18 protein-coding genes are annotated in these 19,389 nt (G+C 72.3%); 8 read left to right on the forward strand and 10 right to left on the reverse strand.

The genetic code is table 11. The annotated features are described in order from the left end of the window. Window positions 1–39: 39 nt before the first annotated feature. Window positions 40–966 carry a helix-turn-helix transcriptional regulator gene (locus ABFX50_RS05105; RefSeq protein WP_346143663.1) on the reverse strand — a complete coding sequence of 309 codons (927 nt, stop codon included), beginning with the start codon at window positions 964–966 and terminating at the stop codon, window positions 40–42. A gap of 84 nt (window positions 967–1,050) precedes the next feature. Here ABFX50_RS05105 and ABFX50_RS05110 point away from each other — a divergent pair, with 84 nt between their 5' ends. The 3 genes from ABFX50_RS05110 (at window position 1,051) to ABFX50_RS05120 (ending at window position 3,112) form a co-directional block, all read left to right on the forward strand. After that, the gene (locus ABFX50_RS05110) at window positions 1,051–1,383 is read left to right on the forward strand and encodes a PadR family transcriptional regulator (RefSeq protein WP_192778014.1); all 333 of its coding nucleotides are present in this window, start codon (window positions 1,051–1,053) and stop codon (window positions 1,381–1,383) included. Further along, a complete protein-coding gene (locus ABFX50_RS05115; protein ID WP_346143666.1) occupies window positions 1,380–2,264 on the forward strand; it encodes a hypothetical protein in 885 nt (294 codons plus the stop codon). The genes ABFX50_RS05110 and ABFX50_RS05115 overlap by 4 nt, the downstream gene beginning before the upstream one ends. A gap of 119 nt (window positions 2,265–2,383) precedes the next feature. Beyond that, a complete protein-coding gene (locus ABFX50_RS05120) occupies window positions 2,384–3,112 on the forward strand; it encodes a hypothetical protein (protein WP_346143668.1) in 729 nt (242 codons plus the stop codon). Window positions 3,113–3,126: 14 nt separating this feature from the next. Here the strand turns inward: ABFX50_RS05120 and ABFX50_RS05125 are convergent, their stop codons facing one another. The 9 genes from ABFX50_RS05125 to ABFX50_RS05165 all read right to left on the reverse strand — a co-directional run bounded on the left by ABFX50_RS05125 (window position 3,127) and on the right by ABFX50_RS05165 (window position 12,081). Next, window positions 3,127–3,603, reverse strand: a complete 477-nt coding sequence (locus tag ABFX50_RS05125; protein WP_346143670.1) for a TspO/MBR family protein — start codon at window positions 3,601–3,603, stop codon at window positions 3,127–3,129. A 51-nt stretch (window positions 3,604–3,654) separates the two neighbouring features. Then, complete coding sequence (locus ABFX50_RS05130; RefSeq protein WP_346143672.1) at window positions 3,655–4,587, reverse strand: YbgA family protein; 933 nt, start codon at window positions 4,585–4,587, stop codon at window positions 3,655–3,657. Next, entirely contained in the window at window positions 4,584–5,063 is a 480-nt protein-coding gene (locus ABFX50_RS05135) for an RNA polymerase sigma factor (protein WP_183645505.1), read from the reverse strand. Before ABFX50_RS05135 ends, ABFX50_RS05130 begins: the two co-directional genes overlap by 4 nt. Before the next feature lie 85 nt (window positions 5,064–5,148). Then, the gene (locus ABFX50_RS05140; protein ID WP_346143674.1) at window positions 5,149–6,066 is read right to left on the reverse strand and encodes a MerR family transcriptional regulator; all 918 of its coding nucleotides are present in this window, start codon (window positions 6,064–6,066) and stop codon (window positions 5,149–5,151) included. 67 nt (window positions 6,067–6,133) lie between these two features. Continuing rightward, window positions 6,134–7,609, reverse strand: a complete 1,476-nt coding sequence (locus ABFX50_RS05145) for an SDR family oxidoreductase (RefSeq protein WP_346143676.1) — start codon at window positions 7,607–7,609, stop codon at window positions 6,134–6,136. An 81-nt stretch (window positions 7,610–7,690) separates the two neighbouring features. Continuing rightward, the gene (locus tag ABFX50_RS05150) at window positions 7,691–9,415 is read right to left on the reverse strand and encodes a serine/threonine-protein kinase (protein ID WP_346143677.1); all 1,725 of its coding nucleotides are present in this window, start codon (window positions 9,413–9,415) and stop codon (window positions 7,691–7,693) included. An 89-nt stretch (window positions 9,416–9,504) separates the two neighbouring features. After that, window positions 9,505–9,801, reverse strand: coding sequence for a hypothetical protein (locus ABFX50_RS05155; protein WP_346143679.1), 297 nt, complete (start codon window positions 9,799–9,801; stop codon window positions 9,505–9,507). A 119-nt stretch (window positions 9,802–9,920) separates the two neighbouring features. Continuing rightward, the gene (locus ABFX50_RS05160) at window positions 9,921–11,273 is read right to left on the reverse strand and encodes a 6-phospho-beta-glucosidase (protein ID WP_346143681.1); all 1,353 of its coding nucleotides are present in this window, start codon (window positions 11,271–11,273) and stop codon (window positions 9,921–9,923) included. Window positions 11,274–11,322: 49 nt separating this feature from the next. Beyond that, window positions 11,323–12,081, reverse strand: coding sequence for a DeoR/GlpR family DNA-binding transcription regulator (locus tag ABFX50_RS05165; RefSeq protein WP_346143683.1), 759 nt, complete (start codon window positions 12,079–12,081; stop codon window positions 11,323–11,325). A gap of 131 nt (window positions 12,082–12,212) precedes the next feature. Here ABFX50_RS05165 and ABFX50_RS05170 point away from each other — a divergent pair, with 131 nt between their 5' ends. From ABFX50_RS05170 to ABFX50_RS05190, 5 genes are read left to right on the forward strand one after another with little or no spacing between them, the layout of a single operon-like run. Beyond that, entirely contained in the window at window positions 12,213–13,475 is a 1,263-nt protein-coding gene (locus ABFX50_RS05170; protein WP_346143685.1) for a PfkB family carbohydrate kinase, read from the forward strand. Window positions 13,476–13,479: 4 nt separating this feature from the next. Then, complete coding sequence (locus ABFX50_RS05175) at window positions 13,480–14,883, forward strand: extracellular solute-binding protein (protein ID WP_346143687.1); 1,404 nt, start codon at window positions 13,480–13,482, stop codon at window positions 14,881–14,883. A gap of 10 nt (window positions 14,884–14,893) precedes the next feature. Continuing rightward, entirely contained in the window at window positions 14,894–15,808 is a 915-nt protein-coding gene (locus ABFX50_RS05180; protein ID WP_346143689.1) for a carbohydrate ABC transporter permease, read from the forward strand. Next, a complete protein-coding gene (locus ABFX50_RS05185) occupies window positions 15,805–16,614 on the forward strand; it encodes a carbohydrate ABC transporter permease (protein ID WP_346143691.1) in 810 nt (269 codons plus the stop codon). Before ABFX50_RS05180 ends, ABFX50_RS05185 begins: the two co-directional genes overlap by 4 nt. A 14-nt stretch (window positions 16,615–16,628) precedes the next feature. After that, window positions 16,629–19,367 (forward strand): sugar-binding protein, encoded by a 2,739-nt coding sequence (locus ABFX50_RS05190; RefSeq protein ID WP_346143693.1) that lies wholly within the window; start codon window positions 16,629–16,631, stop codon window positions 19,365–19,367. Window positions 19,368–19,389: the final 22 nt, after the last annotated feature.

Genomic DNA, 19,389 nt, shown 5'->3' on the forward strand with positions numbered 1-19,389 from the left:
GGTCCGCGGCCCCTCAGCCGCCGGACGGCCGGGCTCCGGCTACAGCCAGCCGCGCTCCTTGGCGAGCAGGGCGGCCTGGAACCTGTTGCCGGCGCCGAGTCGCTCCATCAGCTCGGCCACGTGGGTGCGGAACTTGCGCACGGAGATGTTCAGCGCGCGCGCCGCGGTCTCGTCCTTGTCGTGCAGGGCGAGCGACTGGAGCACCTGCCGTTCTATGGAGGTCAGCTCCGGCTCGTTCAGCTCGCGCGCGCGAGCCCACATGCCCTCGAACATGTCGACGAGGATGGCCACCGTGCCGGGCTGGCGGATCAGCAGGGCTCCGACCGTCCTGTCGGCGGGGTCGATCTGCACGAAGGCGACCGACCTGCTGATGATGAGCATCTGCCTGCTCCACTCGGGGCTCACGCGGCACAGGTCTCCCAGGGCGTGCCCCTCGCGCGCGGACTCCAGCCAGCCCGGAAGGCTCAGCGTCTTCTCGGAGACAAGGGTCCTGCTGACCAGCCCCGCGGCGAGCCTCTTGCGAAAGCGCCGCACCTTCTCGTCGTCGGGCGGCAGGGCTCTCACCACGTTCGCTATGTTCATGACCTCCTTGGCGGAGGAGAACTCGCGGATGCGCCGGTTGACGTTCTCCACGCCCTCGATCCGCTCGACGAGCTCGACCGGGCGCCCGCTGCGCTGCTCCTCGGCGAGGTCGCGCACGATGTCCCAGGCGGCGCTGAGCTGGTTGAGCTCGCGTGAGGTCTGCTCCACGCGGCGTCTGATGAGCAGGTCGACGGCTTTCGCGGGCGAGACCGAGGCCAGGCTGACGTCGATGATGCCCAGCGTCTTGAGCCTGTCGATCACGGAGGACAGGTGGTGGACACCGAGTTCCTCGGCGGCGGCATCGAGATCGGCGTGAGGGACTCGCAGGAAGTATCGGTAGACCCGCTCCTGCTCTGCGGTCAGCCCGAGGCTGGCCAGATTCAACGCCACCTCCCGTCAGAAACGACTTCATTATCCATGCTCCTGCGGACTTGCCTGGATTCCGTTGAACGGAGTATCTTGTCCGGCATGCCGCGAAGATCAACCGAAGTCAGCGAGCCCATGTACTTCGTGCTCGCCGCGCTGCTCGACGGCCCGCTGCACGGCCACGCCATCGTCGGGAAGGTCGCCGAACTCTCCCGTGAACGGGTCAGGCCGTCGATCAGCACCCTCTACGGCATCCTGGAACGCCTGACCGCCCAGGGGATCCTGGCCGTCGACCGCGAAGAGGTCGTCCAGGGCCGCAACCGCCGCTACTTCCGCATCACCGACAGCGGCAAGGCCCTCGCCGCCGCGGAGGCCGAGCGCATGCACCACGCCGCCGGGCTGGTCAGAGCCAGGCCCGACCTGGGCACGGCGTGACCCCTCTGGAACGGCGCTACCGGCGGCTGATGCGGGCCTACCCGCGCTCCTACCGCTCGGCCTACGGCGAGGAACTCCTCGACATCCTGCTCGGCCACACCGACCCGGCGCGAACCACACCTCCGCTCAAGGAGGCAGCGGGACTTCTCGTCAACGGGGTGCGCGAGCGGGCCTGGCAGGCGGCCCGCGGCCCTGCCTGGACGGACGGGCTGCACCTGGGCGTCACCGCCCTGAGCGCGGCCCACCTGGCCACCCTGCTGCCCTACGCCGCCGCCGTCCCCGGATGGCTGGCGCTGTCGGCCCTCACGCTCGCACTCGTCGTCCTCGGCCGGGCCCGCCTCGCCCTCCCGCTGGCGTCGTTGACCGCCGTCAAGATGGGAGCGATCGGCACGGGTGCCGTCTTCCTCGACGCCACCCTGCTGCCCGTCGAACCCGGATTCCTGCTCGACCATCCCCTCTACGGCTACAGCGGCCTCCTCGGCGCCGCCACCGGTCCCGTGCTGAACGTGGCGGGGCTGGGGATCCTCGCCTGGCGCGGACGGCCGCTGCGGCGCAGATCCCTGTGGTGGGCGCCCGCCGCCCTGCTGGTGGCGGGCGCGGACCCCGCCTGGATGGCGCTGACCGACGCCGCCCCCGGCGTACTGCTGCGCATGACGGCCGAGGCCGCGGTGCTGGCAGGCGCCGTGTGGGCCGGACGCCTGACCGGCGACCTGCGCTGGGCGCTGGCCGCCGCGCTCTACCTGGCGGCCACCTCGGCCGCCTTCGGCGAGCACCTGCTCCACCAGTCGCGCCAGGACCTGGCCTACTGGGGCGTGCTGGCCTTGTTCACCCTTCTCGCGGCCGTGGTGCCGTACGGCGCGCGCACGCGCGCGATCGACTGATCGGGAGTTCCCCTATGCGTCGTGTCACGTGGTTGCTTTCGCTTGCCCTGATCTCGGGATGCGCGGCCGAACAGGCCGCCGCCCCCACTCCGAGCGGGGGCCAGGACCCGCGACCCCGAATGGAGCAGATCAAGGCCGACTGCATGAAACAGGGCGGCTTCAAGTACGTGCCCTTCGTGCTTCCCCGTGAGGAAAGGCCTGATCTGTCCGGCTACGACAGCATGAAGGCGTACCGGCAGAAGTACGGCTTCGGGGTCTTCTCGCGTCACGTCTACCCCAAGGATCGCCTGGCGGGAGGGTTCGACGTCGAGGTCGAGAACCCGAACAACGCGATCATGATGAAGCTCAACCCCTCCCAGCTCGCCGCCTACAGGAAGGTGGAGAGCGGCTGCTTCCGCCAGGCGGCCAAGGAGGTGCTCGGCAAGGAGGCGAGCTCGTTGACGGACGCGGCCGAGCAGCTCAACGCGGCCTCGGCCAGGCTGGAGGCCACCGAGATCGACGGGGACTCCGAGCTGGTGAGACTGGCGGCGGGCTTCGCCGACTGCCTCACGGTCAAGGGCTACAAGGTCTCCTCCACCAGGCCGGCCGACCTGGCCAGGAGAGGGCACAATGAGATCCTGAAGGAGTCCGACAAGCTGGGCGCCAAGGAGTTCGACAACCCGAAGCCGGGCGTCCACTACGCGCCGAACCTCTCACCCGCGCAGGCCAGGCCGTACCTCGAGCGGGAGATCAAGGCGGCGCTGGACGACCTGGAGTGCGGCAAGGAGTTCTACGGCCGGTACGCCCCCAGGCAGGCCGCGATCGACGTCAGGGTGATGAACGAGTACGGCCCGCTCATGGGCCTGTGACGACCAGGAGCGCGTCAGTTGAGCTGCCAGATGGCGAGGTTCAGCGCCGCGGCGTAGGTCACCCACAGCAGGTAGGGGAGCAGCAGCAGCGCCGCGGCGCGCCGGATCGGCCAGAACAGCACGACGTTGGCCACGATCAGCAGCCACAGCAGGCTGATGTCGGCGAAGGCGAGGCCGTACTGGTCGGCGGTGAAGAACAGCGGCGTCCAGGCCGCGTTCAACAGCAGCTGCGCGGTGTAGACGCCCAGCGCGGGGGTCCAGCCGCGGGCCGACCACGCCAGCCAGCCGGCGACGGCGATCAGGCAGTAGAGGATCGTCCAGACCGGGCCGAACAGCCACGGCGACGGCGCGAAGGTGGGTTTGGCCAGGGCGATGTACTGGCTGCCCGTGCTGGCCGACGACAGCGAGCCCGCGACGGCCACCAGGGCGACGGCGAGGACGAACATCGGCAGGGCGGCCCAGTGGCGGACGGGAGGAAGGGTGACGCTCATGAGATGCACTTCTCCATCGACTTCGGAGCGGGGTGGGACGCCGGGTTCGGCTCAGGCGGGTTCCAGGACGTGGTTGCGGAGCCCGAGATCCTCGGGGTACGGCGAGAAGTAGGTCTGGTCGCGCACGTAACCGGCGCCCTCTCCGCGCGCGTGGTGGCGCAGGAGGGTGGCAGGGACACTGAGCGCGACCTGCCCCGCCTGGTAGGAGGCGATCACCTCGACCAAATCCGCCCTGCGCGCGGCGTCAAGGGTGATCATGCCGAGGCAGTGGTGGAGCACGTTGACGTTGCGGCCGACGCCGGCCTTCCTGGCGAGGGTCGTGCAGAACACCCGGGTGTAGTCGGCGGCCAGCTCCTCGCGCGGGCGCGCGCCCGCGCGGGCCACCACGCGGCCCGCCTCGCGATAGCCGACCGGGTCGTGGGCGAGGAGCTGCATCTTGTGCCTGGCGTGGAAGGCGACGAGATCGCGTGGCGTCCAGCCGGTCGCGAACAGGGCGCGCAGCCTGGCGTGGGCGAAGATCCGCTCGACGAAGGTCTCGCGGATCAGCGCGTCGTGGAGCCGGCCCTCGTCCTCGACGGGCAGCAGCGGGTGGGCGTCCATCACGACCCCGGCGAAGACGCCCCTGTTCCTGCGGTCGCCTCCGGTGGACGGGATGCCATGGATGCCACAGCTGGGGCTCTTGGCCTTGAACACGTAGCCGTCGACGTCGAGGCCCGCGGCGCGCTCGGTTGCCAGAGCGGTCATGCGGTCGGTGAGGTCGAGGCGGGTCTTGCGGGTCATCAGGCGAGGCCCCGCCGCCGAGGACTCCAGGCGGAGCGTCTCGCGCGGCGTGCCGAGGCCCGCCTCCATCTCGGGGCAGATCCGCACCCAGTCGACATGGGCGTCGAGCGCGCCGCTCAGGAAGCGGTCGCGGCTGTGGCCGCCGTTGAAGCGCACCAGCTCGCCGAGCAGGCAGCTCGACGCGGCGACGCGTGGGCGGATCATGCCGCGGCCAGCAGGGCGGACAGGCGGTGCAGGCCGCGGGCGGTCCTCGCCTTGACGGTGCCCAGCGGCACGTGCAGCCGCTCGGCGATCTCCCGTTGGCTCAGGTCGCCGTAGTAGGCCAGCTCGATCGCCTGGCGTTGCGGCGCGGGCAGCTCGGCCAGCGCCCTGCGGAGCTGGTCGCGGTCGGCCAGCGCCTGGTCGTCGATGCGGCCGTCGTGTCCTGGCGGGTCGCCGACGACGTCCAGCGACACGGTGGGCGCGGCGCGGGCGCGCAGGTGGTCGACGCCCCGCTTGTGGGCGATGCCGAGCAGCCAGGCGCGCATGCTCCGGTCGGGGTCGAAGCGCTGCCGGGAACGCCAGGCCTCGGTGAAGACGACCTGCAACACGTCGTCGAGGTCCTGCACGGGCACCAGCCGCCGCAGGTAGGCGCGCACGGAAGCGGCGTGCGCTCGATAGCTCTCGCTGAACTCCTCCATCGCGATCCCCTCCCACTCGAAGATAACTTATTCAAAACCTATTCATAGTCGGTCGCGCGAAGGCGTGCAACCAAGACAAGGGAGATCAGGCCAGCGCGTGCATGACCTGGGAGACCGCCGCGTCGAGCGTGGACACCCTGGTGACGCCCCTCGGCAGGCCGTCCCACCAGCCGGGACCGCCGACGACGACGCGGGCGGTGGGTCGCAGCGACGGCAGCGCGGCCAGCGGTGCGGGATCGCCGGTGGAGTCCTGCTGCGACCACACGAAGACCACCGCGGGACCGAGGCGGCGCATCGCGTCGGCCAGCGCGGAGTAGGGGGTACGGGCGCCGAGCACCCTGGTCTGCACCGCCCGCTCGACGGTCAGGACGGCCGCCAGCGCGTAGATCGGCAGGCTGTGCTGCTCGTCCTCGGCGCAGGCCAGCAGCACAGGACGGGCAGGCGTGTCCTGTCTCGGCGGCTCGACGAGCGGGTGCAGCGCGGCCAGGACCTGGTTGGAGAACAGGTGCTCGACGTCGATGCCCAGGTCCTTGCGCGTGATCGCCTCGAAGACCGGCAACACGAGCTGGTGCCAGGTCCACCGCACGCCGTACCGGTCGAGCGCGGCGCGCACGCCGTCGGCGACGGTGGGGGAGTCGAGCACGCTCGCCGCCCGCGCCAGCATCGCCGGCGACGGCACTTGACGGACCGGCGCACGGACGTCAGGGCCGCCGTCGGGGCCGCCGTCCTCGGTCCCGCCGTCGCGGCCTGTCTCGGACGGGCGTAGTCTCAGCGCCTCGCGCGCGGCCTCCGCGGGGGCGACTCCCGCGTGGATCAGCCGGTTCATCTCCTCCAGGCGGCGCAGGTCACCCGCGTCGTAACGCCGGTGGCCGCCCGGGCTGCGCCTGCTGGGGCCGATGCCGTAGCGCAGGTTCCATGTGCGGAGGGTGGGGGCGGGCACGCCGAGCCGCCGGGCGACGGCGCCGATGCCGTAGCCCGCCTCCTCCTCGCTCAGGTCGTCCATGCCACCCCCCGGGTCATTCTTTCGGATTCCAGGCCCGCGAAGTTGCACCGCGACCGTCGAGCCCCCGCTACCGCGAGCTGCTGCGACGGGCGGCGGCCGCCACGTTCCTCGGCATCCTGCCGAAGATCAGGCCGTGGAAGGGGTAGATCGCCCACCAGTAGAGGTGGCCGAGCAGTCCGTGGGGATGGAAGACGGCTCGCTGGCGGTAGACGGTCCGGCCGTCCTCGACGCTCTGGCTCAGCTCCAGCCAGGCATGACCGGGCAGGCGCATCTCCGCCCGCAGGCGCAGCAGGCGCCCCCGCTCGAGCTCCTCGACCCGCCAGAAGTCGATGGAGTCGCCCACGCGCAGGCGCAGGGGGTCGCGGCGGCCGCGGCGCAGGCCGACGCCGCCGACCAGCCTGTCGAGCGCGCCGCGGATCTTCCACGCCATGGGCAGGGAGTACCAGCCGTTCTCGCCGCCGATCCCCTCGATGACCCGCCACAGGTCCTCGGGGCCCGCGGCGACGGTGGCGGTGCGCCGGTCGATGTAGAGGCTGCCGCCCGCCCAGTCGGGGTCGGTGGGCAGCGGGTCGCTCGGCGCGCCGGGCAGGCTCGCCGACGACCACCTGGTCACGACGTCGGCTTCCTTGATCCTCTGCAAAGCCAGCGAGACGGCCAGGTCGAAGCCGATCAGGCCGCCCTGCGGGTCGGCGACGTACCGGGCGATGTCGTGTTCGGCGCAGACGGCCTGAGTGCGCAGCGACTCCACGAGGGGACGTGCGATGGCGGCGGGCACCGGCGTGACCAGCCCCACCCAGAGGCTCGACAGCCTCGGGCTCAGCAGCGGCACCGGAATGATCAGCCGTGGCGGCAGCCCCGCGACGGCCGCGTAGCGCCGCATCATCTCGGCGTAGGTCAGCACGTCGGGCCCGCCGATGTCGAAGGCCCTGTTGACCTCCTCGGGGATGCCCGCCCATGCGACCAGGTAGCGCAGCACGTCGCGGACGGCGATGGGCTGGGTACGGCTGCGCACCCAGCGCGGCGTCGTCATCACCGGCAGCCGCTCGGTCAGGTAGCGCAGCATCTCGAAGGAGGCCGACCCGGAGCCGATGATCACCGCCGCTCGGAGCACCACGCTCGGCACGCCCGACGACAGGAAGATCTCGCCGACCTCCGCCCTCGAGCTCATGTGCGCGGACAGGCCGTGTCCCTCGGACGCGCCCGGCGTGAGCCCGCCGAGGTAGACGATCCGGCGCACGCCCGCCCGCCCGGCCGCCGCGGCGAACGTGTGCGCGGCCTGCCTGTCGGCCTCGGCGAAACCGCGTCCTCCGCTCATGCCGTGGATCAGGTAGTAGGCGACGTCGATGTCCCGCAGCGCCGCGCCCGTGCGCTCGGGGTCGCGCGCGTCCGCCTCGGCGATCTCGGCCTGTTCGGCCCACGGCAGATCGCGCAGCCGTCCCGCCGACCGCACCATGCAGCGGACGTCGTGCCCGGCCGCGAGCAGCTCGGGCACGAGCCGTCCGCCGAGGTAACCGGTCGCGCCGGTGACCAGACATCGAGCCATGCCGCTGCCCCTACCCGGAGGGAAGAGCGCCTCGCTCTCCTTTGCCGCTTCTTGGACCGGCCCCACCGGCCGGGACGGCCCTCACCAGACGGTGTAGGGGCTCTCCGCGCCGCCGCCGAAGGTGGCCGTGCCCGTTCTCTTCCACCGCTGGCGCACGTCGAGCTTTGCCCCGGTACGCGCCGCCGTGGTGGTGAAGGGGCCGCAGGTGACGATCTCGCCCTCGCTCGAGGGGGAGACGCCCGAGCAGATGAAGGGCTGGGAGACGTTGGCGTCGGCGTCGGTGTTGAACAGCTGCACGTGGATGTCCGAGGAGACCGAGGTGGACCCCCTGATCCGCCCCTTGAGGTGCAGGACCTCGCCCACCACGGCCATGCAGGGCGACATCTCCGTGCCCGTGCCGGTCCCCGTGGAGATCCACGGACGGCAGCGCCAGTCCGGCTCCGTCCCCTCGCCCGCGATGTCCTCCTGCCTGCTCTCGCGCGGCGGATCGACCGGCTCCTCCGTCGTGCGCCGAGGTCGCGGGGACGTGACCCGCGGCGCGGGCTGCTTGGCCGTGGCCGGCCGCTCGGGCTGTTCGGAGACGGTCGCCTCCTGCGTACGGCTGCGCGCCGGCCGCTCCTTCGGCGACGACGGGGGCGTGCTCTTCGCCGTGCCGACCGGCGTGCCGACCTCCGTGCCGACCGGCGTGCCGACCTCCGGCAGCGGAGGGCTGGGGTCCTGGGGGGTCGACACGGCCGAGGCGACGGCCAGACTGGGCGACGCCCCCGCGTCGGGCACCCGCCACGGCGCCACGACGGCCACCGCCGCCGCACTGAGCACCAGCGCCACCGCCGCCGCCGCGACGACGGCGAGCCGCTGCCTGGGCCATCGGCGCCGGCCCGAGGCCACGGTCTCGGGCGCAGGGACGGGGCCCGTCGCGGGCAGGGGCTCGGACGTGACGGAGGGCGCCTCTCCTCTGGCGACGGCAGGCAGCGCAGGCATGGCCGCCAGCGAAGGCGCCGCCTGGCGCAGCGCCGCCGCCACCTGCGCGGCGGCCGGACGCCGAGCAGGATCCTTGGCGGTGCACGCCGCGATGACAGGCCACAGGACGTCGGGCATGCCTGGCAGTCGCCTGGGGGCGGCCGTCGCGTGCTGCCTGAGCAGGGCCATCGGATGGTCGCCGACGAACGGCGGACGCCCGGCGAGCAGCTCGTACAGGATCAGGCCCAGGGCGTACACGTCCACCGCCGCCGTGGGCGCGCTGCCGTCGGCGACCTCGGGGGACAGGTACGTGGGCGTGCCGATGACCGAGGTGGTCTGGGTCAGTCCAGGGCCGTGGACGATGCGGGCCACGCCGAAGTCGGTCAGCCGTACCTGCCCGGTGGCCCTGTCGATCAGGACGTTGCCCGGCTTGACGTCGCGGTGCACGACGTCCAGGGCGTGCGCCGCGGCCAGCGCGTCGGCGACCTGCGCCATCAGCCGCGCCGCCTGTGCGGGGGGCAGCGTGCCCTGCCGCTGGAGGAGCGTACGCAGATCGCCCCCTTCGACGAAGTCCATCACCAGAGCGAGGCGCTCGCCCTCGATGACGAAGTCGCGCACCGCGACGATGTGCGGATGGCGCAGTGACTTCATCACGTTGCGTTCCTGCACGAACCGCAGGACGAGCTCGTGGTCGCCGGAGAGGCTGTCACGCAGCAGCTTCACCGCCACGATCTCCCCGCTGTCGCGGTGCCGCCCCCTCCAGACCGTTCCCATCGCACCGGCGCCGATCTCGTCCAGAAGGACGTACCGGCTTCCGAGAGAGTCCTCGGCTCCGCCCACCGCCATCCTCAGCTTTCCCCCTCCAACAGACGGAGATCACAATAGTCGGGAAGATCCACATTGGCGCAAGATGGCAGGGGTCAGGCCTCCTGGGCTCAGGCCCAGCCCGTCGTCGACGCCCCGCCCACCAGCAGCGCCGTCAGCACGACGCCGGCCAGCAGCGTGCGCAGGCGCCCTGCCTGGGTGGGCCGAAGCAGCACCACCAGCGCCACCGCGAGGGCCAGGCTCGCCCAGTCCTGTCCCGGATGGGCCGCCTCCACCGCAACGCAGCAGCCCTCCTCACCCGAGGGCAGCAGAGCGAACGCGGCGGGGAACGCCTGCCCCTGAACCAGGACGGCGGCCGCCAGGTCTCCCGCAGGCCCTTCGCGCCGGGTCAGATGGGCCAGCAGCACACCGGCCAGGGGAAGCGTGACCGGCCTACTACGGCTTCCCCGGCGTCATCGCCACCAGCTGACGAGGACGGGGGGAGGGCGGCGACTCGCCCTCCCTGCGTGCTCCTCGAGGCCGGGCGCTACGAGGAGCCCGGGATGACGGCGGCCAGTTCGGGGATGCGGGCGCGGTAGCCGTCGAGCAGCCTGCGCGCCGTGCCGACCGAGTCGACCAGCGGGTGCAGGGCGAACGCCTCGACGGCCAGGCGGGCCGAGCCGGTCAGCGCGGCCTCGATGGTGGTCTGCTCGACGGCCTTGACCTGCTGCACGAGCCCCAGCAGACGGCCGGGGAGCGGGCGGGTGGCCAGCGGCCTGACGCCCGAGCCGTTCACCGCGCACGGGATCTCGACCACCGCCTCCGAGGGCAGACCGGGCACCGCGCTGCCGTTGCGGACGTTGAGGATCATCGTGGAGGGCTCACCCCTGGCGATGGCGGCCATGAGGGCGAGCGCGATGCCCTCGTACCCACCCGCCTCCAGGTCGGCGGCCTCGCGCTCGCCGGCGTCGGTGCTCTCGCGGGTCTCGGCCATGTACGTCGCGTCGCGCTCCCTGCGCGCCCTGCCCCACTCGGCGAGGGCCTGCAGGGGACGCTCCCGCACGGCGGCGTAGAAGCGGCTCTGCTGCTCGAGAAGGGACTCGCCCCTGGTGCGCCCCGCGCCGTCGATCGCGGCGACGGACTCGCGGGTGTAGTAGTAGTAGTAGAGGTACTCGTTGGGCAGCGCCCCCAGGGTGCGCACCCAGTCGTCGCCGAAGACGCGGGCCTCCTCGACCTGCCGCAGCGCCGCGTCGTCGGCGAGCAGTCCAGGCAGCACGTCGCGGCCCTGGTAGGTGAGCCCCCGCAGCCATCCGAGGTGGTTGAGCCCCACGTAGTCGGGCGAGACGAGCGCGGGGTCGAGCCCGAGAGCGGCGGCGGCCCGCCTGATCAGCCCGATCGGCGAATCGCAGATGCCGACCACGCGGTCGCCGAGCACGCTCCGCATCGCCTCGGTGATCATGCCGGCCGGGTTGGTGAAGTTGATGACCCAGGCCCTCGGGGCGACGGCGGCCACCCGCTCGGCCAGGCGCACGGCCACGGGGACGGTGCGCAGGCCGAAGGCGATGCCGCCTGGCCCGGTGGTCTCCTGGCCGAGCAGGCCGAGCTCCAGCGCGACCCGCTCGTCGGCGGTGCGGCCGGCCAGGCCCCCGACGCGGACCGCGGAGAAGACGAAGTCGGCGTCGCGCAGCGCGACGTCGAGGTCGGTGGTGGTGCGCACCTCGGGCGCCCTGTCGTGTCCCTCGGCGAGCTGGTCCAGCACGTTCCTGATGGCCGCCAGCCGCTCGGCCGACACGTCGTGCAGCACCACCTCCTCCACGCGCGGCTTGGCGGTGTCGCGCAGCAGCGCGCCGTACACGAGCGGGACCCTGAACCCTCCGCCTCCGACCACGGCCAGTTTCATCGCGCCTCCCTCACCTGCAACACCTCCGTTCCGGCCCGCCGGGCGTCCGTCACGCGAGCAGCACCTCCGCGCCCGCCGCCGCGCAGTTGCGCAGCGTCGTCTCGTCGGCGCCCTCGTTGGTGACGATCATGTCGATGTCCTCGGGGCCGCACACCCGCAGAGCGCCGGTGCCGGGGAACTTCTGCCGGTCGACCAGGAGCACCACCTGCCCGGCCGCCGCGATCATGGCGCGCTTCAGCGGCACCTCGGCCAGGGTGGTGTCGACGAGCTGGCCGTCGGGGCGCACGCCGCTCGCGCCCAGGAAGACCCTGTCGGCGCAGACCTGGCCCAGCGCCTCCTCGGTCAGCACCCCCACCAGCGAGTGGTACGGCCGGCGCAGCATGCCGCCGAGCAGCAGCAGCTCGACCGCGGGGTCGGCGCGCAGCACGTCGAGGACGGCGAGGCTGGAGGTGACCACGGTGACGCGGCGGCCACGGAGCCTGCGGGCCAGGCGCATCGTCGTCGTGCCGATGTCGAGCAGGACCACGTCGCCGTCGCGCACGACCTGCGCGGCGCGGTCGGCCACGGCCTCCTTGTCCCGCTCGTCGAGCGCCGCCACCTCGGCGAAGGGCATGGAGTGGTCGGCGTCGACCTCGGCGAGCGCGCCACCGCGCACGCGCCTCAGCGTGCCGTCGCGGTCGAGCACCTCGAGGTCTCTGCGAATGGTCGACGGGCTCACACCGAGCTGCCTGGCGAGGTCGCGCACGCTGGTGGCCCCCGAGAGGCGGACCCGCCGCATGATCTCCGCATGCCTGAGGTGCTGAAGCACGGTCGGATCCTATCAGTCATTTGCGTGCATCGGTGAGCATCATTCAGCAAATGCCCGCACAGAGTACTTGATATGCGCGGCGAATCGTGCAAGATTGCGCACAACTCGATCTGTCGAGGAGGACTCTTCCCGTGTCTGTCCAGGCGTACGACCCTCTGGCCGACCAGCGCACCCCCGAGGGGCCGCAGTTCGACGTCTTCTTGGCGGGCACCGTCTTCCTCGACATCGTCTTCACAGGACTGCCCGCCATGCCAGCGGCGGGAACCGAGATCTGGGCCGAGGGCATGGGATCGTGCCCCGGCGGCATCGCCAACCTCGCCATCGCCACCAGCAGGCTCGGCCTGCGCACCTCGCTGGCCGCCGCGTTCGGCGACGACGACTACGGCGACTTCTGCTGGCGCACGCTGGCCGAGCAGGAAGCGGTCGACCTGTCGAGATCGCGGCGCTTCGAGCAGTGGCACTCGCCTGTCACGGTCTCCATGGCCGTCGACCGCGACCGCAGCATGGTCACCCACGGCCACGCCGCCCCCATGTCGGCGTCGGAGATGATCGGATCGCCGCCGCGCTCCAGGGCGGTGATCGTGGCGCTCTCGGCCGAGGAGCCGCTCGGCGTCCCCGGCGCGAGCTCCTGGGCCGAGCTGGCGCACCGCGACGGCGCGCTGATCTTCGCCGACGTGGGCTGGGACCCGTCGGGCGCCTGGTCGCCCGCGCTCCTCGAACAGCTCTCCGCCTGCCACGCGTTCATGCCCAACGCGGTCGAGGCCACGGCCTACACCGGCACCGACAACCCTCGCGACGCGCTGTACGCCATCGCCGACAGGGTGCCCCTCGCGGTGGTCACCGACGGCGCCAACGGCGCCATGGCCATCGACTCCATCACCGGAGAGGAGGCGTACGTCCCCGCTCCACGCGTCACGGCGCTCGATCCGACCGGCGCGGGGGACGTCTTCGGCGCGGGCTTCGTGCTCGGCACCCTGTGCCGCTGGCCGCTGGCCGACCGGCTGGCCTTCGCAGGGCTCTGCGCGGCGCTGGCCGTCCAGCAGTTCGGAGGATCGCTGGCCGCGCCGGGATGGGGGGACATCGCCGACTGGTGGCACGAGGTGCGGGCGCAGGCCGGCCACGGCGGCGCGTACGCCGACTCGGTGGCCCGCAGGTACGCCTTCCTCGACAGGCTGGTGCCCACGGTTCCCGTGGGCGCGGTGCGCAGGGCCGCCGCCACCATCGCCAGGCACGCCGACCTGGAGATGGCCCCCCTGGTCACAGGGGAGGCATCAGGGGACACCACCACGCACGAACCACGCGCAGGCTCCACGGCCGCCTCCGAGGGAGCGCACGCCGGTCCCGACGAGCCCGAAGGCCCCGAGTCGCCTCGCGTGCCCGCCCAGAAGGAGTGACACCATGATCGCCTCGACGCGAGAGGTCCGGACGCGGAACACGCGCGGCGCAGGGACGCGCGCCGTACTCGCCGCCGGTGTCGTGGCACTCGCCGCGGCCGCCTGCGCGCCCGGCTCCTCGGCCCCGCCCGTGGCCTCCTCGGCGCAGCCGAGCGCCTCGGCGGTGCGCACCGACGCCGCGGCCCTCGGCGACGTGACGCTCACGATCTGGGACCAGGAGGTACGCGGCGGGCAGGCCGCCCAGATGAAGCAGCTCAACGCCGCCTTCGAGGCGAAGTACCCCAACATCACGATCAAGCGGGTCTCCCGCTCCTTCGACGACCTCAACACCACGCTGCGCCTCGCGCTGAGCGGGAACGAGCCGCCCGACGTGGTGCAGGCCAACAACGGCAGGCCGCAGATGGGCGCGTTCGTGAAGGCGGGCCACCTGCGCCCGCTGGACGCCTACGCCGAGGCCTACGGGTGGAAGAAGCGCTACTCGCAGTCGGTCCTGCAGTACGTCAGCTACAGCGCCGACGGCAAGGTCTTCGGCCAGGGCAACATCTACGGCCTGCCGCAGGTCGGCGAGGTCGTCGGCATCCTCTACAACGCCGCCAAGCTGTCCGAGCTGGGTCTGCGGCCGCCGAAGACCTGGGAGGAGTTCGAAGCCGCGCTCGCCAAGGCCAAGGCCGCGGGCGAGGTGCCGCTGCAACTGGGCAACCTCGACAAGTGGCCCGGCGTCCACGTCTTCGGCACCGTGCAGGGACGGCACGTCCCCGCCGACCAGATCACCACGCTGGGCTTCGGCCGCAAGGGCGCCTCGTGGACCACGCCGGAGAACACCAGGGCCGCCGAGCAGATCGTCGGCTGGGTCGACAAGGGCTACTTCAACAAGGGCTTCAACGGCCAGGGCTACGACGCCTCCTGGCAGGCGTTCGGCAAGGGCGAGGGCGTCTTCCTGATCGGGGGCAGCTGGCTGATCGCCGACCTGGAGAAGGTCATGGGCAAGGACCTGGGCTTCGTCCTGCCGCCCGGCACGGGGTCGGCCCCTGGGCCCGTCGCGACAGGCGGCACCGGCCTGCCGTTCGCCATCACGGCCAAGAGCCCCCACCCCGACGCGGCGGCGGCCTACATCGACTTCATCACCAACGCCGACGCCATGAAGGTGCTCACGGCCAACGGCCTGCTGCCGATCGCCGACACCGAGCAGCAGAAGGTGAAGCAGGGCCCTCAGCAGGACATGTTCACCGCGTTCGGCACCGCGGCCGAGGAGAACGGCCTGGTGCCCTACCTCGACTACGCCACCCCGACCTTCGCCGACACGCTGGGCGCGGCGCTGCAGGACCTGCTGGCCAAGAAGTCGGCGCCGCAGGACTTCCTCGCCACCCTGGAGAAGGACTACAAGACCTTCGTCGAGAGCAACGGATGAGGGGAGCGAGGTGATCCGCACCCGTTCGTCCTCGGTGAGGGCGCGGGCAGGCCATCCTCCCGGCGAGCCCCGCCGGGTCGCCTTCCTCTACCTGCTGCCCGCCTTCGCCGTCTACGCGGTGTTCCTGCTCTATCCCATCGGCCGCGCGGTGCACCTGTCGCTGTTCGACTGGGACGGGCTGAGCCTCGGCACCTGGGCGGGGCTGGACAACTACGTCGCGATCGTCGAGGACGAGGGGCTGCGGGCCGCCTTCGGCCACGCCCTTGTCCTCGTCCTGTTCTACGCCGTGGGGCCGCTCGTCATCGGGCTGACGCTGGCGGCGATACTCAACCACGCCAAGGTGCGCGGACTCGGCTTCTTCCGGACGGTGGTGTTCCTGCCGCAGGTGGTGGCCATGGTCGTGGTGGCCGTCGCCTGGCGGCGCGTGTACGCCCCCGACGGCACGCTCAACGGCCTGCTCGGCGCGCTCGGGCTCGACTCGCTCACCAGGGGCTGGCTGGGCGACCACACCTTCGCGCTGCCGGCGGTCGGCGTGGTCGGCACCTGGTTCGAGACCGGCCTGGTGACCGTGCTGCTCCTGGCGGGGATGAGCCGCATCCCGCCGGAGCTGTACGAGGCCGCGCGGCTCGACGGGGCCGGCGCGCTGAGGGAGTTCTTCGCCGTCACGCTGCCTTCGGTCCGAGGGGAGATCGCGGTCGCGCTGACGCTGACCGTGATCGCCGCGCTGCGCACGTTCGACCTGGTGTACGTCACCACGCGGGGCGGTCCTGGCAACTCCACCTCCGTGCCGTCGTACGAGGTCTACCACCGCGCCTTCGGGCTGGGCCAGGTCGGCTCGGCGGCGGCCATCGGCGTCACCCTCACCGTCGTCATCTTCGCGATCTCGTTCGTGATCAACCGCGTGGCCGACAGGGAGGTCTCGTGATCTCTCGAGGTGAGCGCCTGGCCAACTACCTCATCCTGACCGCGTTCGCCGTGTTCGCGCTGTTCCCGATCGTGACGATCCTGTCGGCCGCGCTCGGCCCCAACGACAGCCCCGGCTTCGCCGGATCCGGCCCCCTCGACAACTTCGCCGCGGCGTGGGAGATCGGGCGCTTCGGCTCCTACCTGCGCACCAGCCTGGCGGTGTCGTCGTTCGTCGTGGTCGTCAGCGTCGTTTTGTCGATCATGAGCGGCTACGCGTTCGGCACCATGCGCTTCCCTGGACAGGCGGCGCTGTTCTACCTGTTCCTGCTCGGGATCATGATGCCCAGCGAGGCCATCGCGGTCCCGCTCTACTTCGACCTGCGTAGTCTCGGCCTGACGGACACGTTCTGGTCGATCGCGCTGCCGCAGGTCGCGATGTCGGTGGCGTTCGGCACCTTCTGGATGCGGGCCTACTTCCGCACCAGCAGCCGCGCGATCGTCGAGGCCGCCCGCATCGACGGCGCCTCGACGTGGCGCATCCTGTGGCAGGTGCTGGTGCCTCCGGCCAGGCCGGCCATCGTCACCCTGACCGTCCTGGTCTTCATGTGGACGTGGAACGAGTTCCTCATCCCGCTGATCATGGTGACGAGCGAGTCGCTGCGGACCGCGCCGCTGGGACTGGCCTTCTTCCAGGGGCAGTACACCGCGGGCTTCACCCTCCTCGCGGCGGGATCGGTCATCGTGGCGACCCCGGTTGTGATCTTCTATCTGTTCCTCCAGCGTCACTTCATCCGCGGACTGCTCCAGGGGGCGGTTCGCGAGTAACTCCCGGAGGTTCCATGCTCGTGCCGCGTACGCCCGGACGCCTGGCGGTGCTCGCCGCCGCGGTCGTCCTCGGCCTCGTCCCCTCCGCGCCCGCGCTGGCAGGGAAGGCCGCCGCCCCTCCCACGCCGGCAGCGAGGGCCGCCGCGCCCCCCGCCACCTCGGACCGCTCCTCCGCCGACCTCGACGCGCTGTTCGTCGGCGCCCATCCCGACGACGAGGCCTTCACCCTGTCGACGCTGGGGCAGTGGAAGGAGGATCACGACGTCCGCACCGGCGTCGTCACCGTCACCAGGGGCGAGGGCGGGGGGAACGCGGTCGGGCCCGAGGAGGGCCCGGCCCTCGGCCTGCTCAGGGAGGCCGAGGAGCGTACGGCGGTCGCCAAGGCGGGCGTGCGGGAGGTGTTCAACCTCGACGACGTCGACTTCTACTACACGGTGAGCGCCCCGCTGACCGACACGGTCTGGGGCGGCGACACGCTGGAGAAGGTCGTCAGGATCGTCCGCCAGACCAGGCCGGAGATCCTGCTCACCATGGACCCCGCGCCCTCTCCCGGCAACCACGGCAACCACCAGCAGGCGGCGCGGCTGGCCGTCGAGGCCTTCTACGCGGCGGCCGACCCCGAGGCCTTCCCCGAGCAGATCGCCCGTGAGGGGCTGCGCCCCTTCGCGCCGGCTCGCGTGCTCCTCGGCAGGGCGCGCGGCACCTCCACGAACGGCCCCGACTGCGCCTCGACCTTCCGTCCCGCCAACCCGGCACAGAACGTGTACGGCGTGTGGAGCGGGCGCGCCTCCGAGAGCCAGGGCAGGACCTGGGCGGCCATCGAACGCGACGCCCAGCGCGTGTACGCCTCACAGGGCTGGGCGGGCTTCCCGGACCTGCCGACGGACCCCGCCCAGCTCGGCTGCGACTTCTTCACCCAGGTGGACGCGCGTGTGCCGTTCCCCGCGCCCGGCACCGAGGCGGCCGCGGCGCCGACGGCGATCCTCGACGGCGCGCTGGTGCGACCTGCCGGTGGCGTCCCGCTCGGCACCCTGCTGGACCTTCGTCCCAGCACGTTCGACGTCCGTCCGGGCAAGGCGTTCACCGTCAAGGTCAGCGTGACGGCGCCGTCCCGCGAGCCGCTGGGCCGGTCGGCCGTGGCGCTGCGCGTTCCCGACGGCTGGAAGGTCAGCGGCTCAGGCGACCTCGGCAGGCTGGCGCGGGGCCGTACCGGCTCGGCGACCTTCACCGTGACGCCCGCGGGGGCTCCAGGCGATCGGGCGCGCGTCGCCGCGACGCTGACCACGGAGAACGGCGGCGGCTACACCGACCGCCAGGTCGAGGTCAGCCCCGCCGTACGAGGGGGACAGCAGGCGCTCCCCCAGGTCGAGCAGTACGAGAGGTGGGTGGGCGCGCTCGGCGTGCCGCAGCTGCGCGGCCTGGTCGCGCCCGTGCTGACCCTCCCGTCAGGCGGTTCGCGCGAGGTGGGGGTCGTGGTCACCAACGTGAGCGACACCACCCAGTCGGGGACCGTTCGGCTGGCGCTGCCGGCCGGCTTCACCGCCGACCGCGCGGAGGCGGGCTACAGCGGCCTGGCGGCCGGGGCGTCGGCGACCGTGCCGTTCACCGTCACCAACACCGACACGTCGCTGAAGACCTCGAACGAGGGCGGCGACTACGCCTACACCATCACGACCACCAGCGCGGACGGCTCCAGCGTGAGCAGGCCCGCGCTCGAACTGGTCCCCGCCACCTCCATCGCGCGGGCGGCCTCGGCGCCGTCGATCGACGGCGCCGAGGGCCAGGGCGAGTACCCGGGACCCTCCCTGGACATCTCACGGTTGTGGGAGGGCGGCGCCTGCTCGTCGGCGGCCGACTGCTCGGGCACGGTCAAGCTCGCCTGGCGTGACGACACGCTGTACGTCCTGGTCCAGGTGAAGGACGACGTGATCGGCGCCCGCCTGCCGGCGTCGGACTGCAAGCGGCACTGGCGCACCGACTCCGTCGAGGTGACGCTCGACCCGCGCGGGAGGTCGGAGAACACCTCCACGACGTTCAAGACCGCCGTGCTGCCCGTGACGGCCGAGGGGCCGCCGTGCGTCCTGCGCGACGCCGACAACCGTCAGGGACCCGGCGCCCCCGGCACGCGCGTGGCCTCGTCGCTGTCCTCGGGGGCGTACACCGTGGAGATGGCCATCCCGATGGAGGCGCTCCCCGGCGCCGTCGACCCCTCACGCCTCGGGCTGAACATCCTCGTGTACGACTCCGACACCCAGGACAAGACCGGCCAGACCCGGATCGGCTGGTCGACGTGGGGCGGCGTGCAGGGCGACCCGTACCGGTGGGGCATCGCGACGCTGCCCGGATACCAGCCGCCGCCCGGACGGCCGACCACCCCGCCCGACCCGGTCATCCCCGACACAGGGCTGTCCAGCCTGGACTCCCCGCAGTCGCTGGAGCAGGCGGTCCGCATCGGCCTGCCGCTCGCGGGCGGTCCCGCGGCCAAGCGGTCCGAGAGCGGCTGGGTCACCTCCGCCAGGAGCACGAGGAACGCGGTCGAGGTGACGCTGCGCGCCAACGCGGCGGGCAGGGCGCACCTGTTCGTCCGCGATGAGCGGGGAACGGCCGGCAGTCGCGTCGTCACCGTCGCGAGCCGGGGCACCACGACCGTGCGGGTGCCCCTGACCCGCGCCGTGGACGACCACCCGACGGTGGTGGCGGGATGGCAGGCGACAGCGGGAGGCACCGCGGCCTCCCGCACGCCGGTCCGCTGACGCGCACGTGCTCGACCCGGTA

The sequence above is a fragment of the Nonomuraea recticatena genome (assembly GCF_039533245.1).
GTDB classification, from domain to species: domain Bacteria; phylum Actinomycetota; class Actinomycetes; order Streptosporangiales; family Streptosporangiaceae; genus Nonomuraea; species Nonomuraea roseola.

Coding starts and splice junctions, on each gene's coding strand:
- ABFX50_RS05110 (WP_192778014.1), top strand. CDS start 1,051: ATGCCGCGAAGATCAACCGAAGTCAGCGAGCCCATGTACTTCGTGCTC.
- ABFX50_RS05120 (WP_346143668.1), top strand. CDS start 2,384: ATGGAGCAGATCAAGGCCGACTGCATGAAACAGGGCGGCTTCAAGTAC.
- ABFX50_RS05125 (WP_346143670.1), bottom strand. CDS start 3,603: ATGAGCGTCACCCTTCCTCCCGTCCGCCACTGGGCCGCCCTGCCGATG.
- ABFX50_RS05130 (WP_346143672.1), bottom strand. CDS start 4,587: ATGATCCGCCCACGCGTCGCCGCGTCGAGCTGCCTGCTCGGCGAGCTG.
- ABFX50_RS05135 (WP_183645505.1), bottom strand. CDS start 5,063: ATGGAGGAGTTCAGCGAGAGCTATCGAGCGCACGCCGCTTCCGTGCGC.
- ABFX50_RS05140 (WP_346143674.1), bottom strand. CDS start 6,066: ATGGACGACCTGAGCGAGGAGGAGGCGGGCTACGGCATCGGCGCCGTC.
- ABFX50_RS05145 (WP_346143676.1), bottom strand. CDS start 7,609: ATGGCTCGATGTCTGGTCACCGGCGCGACCGGTTACCTCGGCGGACGG.
- ABFX50_RS05150 (WP_346143677.1), bottom strand. CDS start 9,415: ATGGCGGTGGGCGGAGCCGAGGACTCTCTCGGAAGCCGGTACGTCCTT.
- ABFX50_RS05160 (WP_346143681.1), bottom strand. CDS start 11,273: ATGAAACTGGCCGTGGTCGGAGGCGGAGGGTTCAGGGTCCCGCTCGTG.
- ABFX50_RS05175 (WP_346143687.1), top strand. CDS start 13,480: ATGATCGCCTCGACGCGAGAGGTCCGGACGCGGAACACGCGCGGCGCA.
- ABFX50_RS05190 (WP_346143693.1), top strand. CDS start 16,629: ATGCTCGTGCCGCGTACGCCCGGACGCCTGGCGGTGCTCGCCGCCGCG.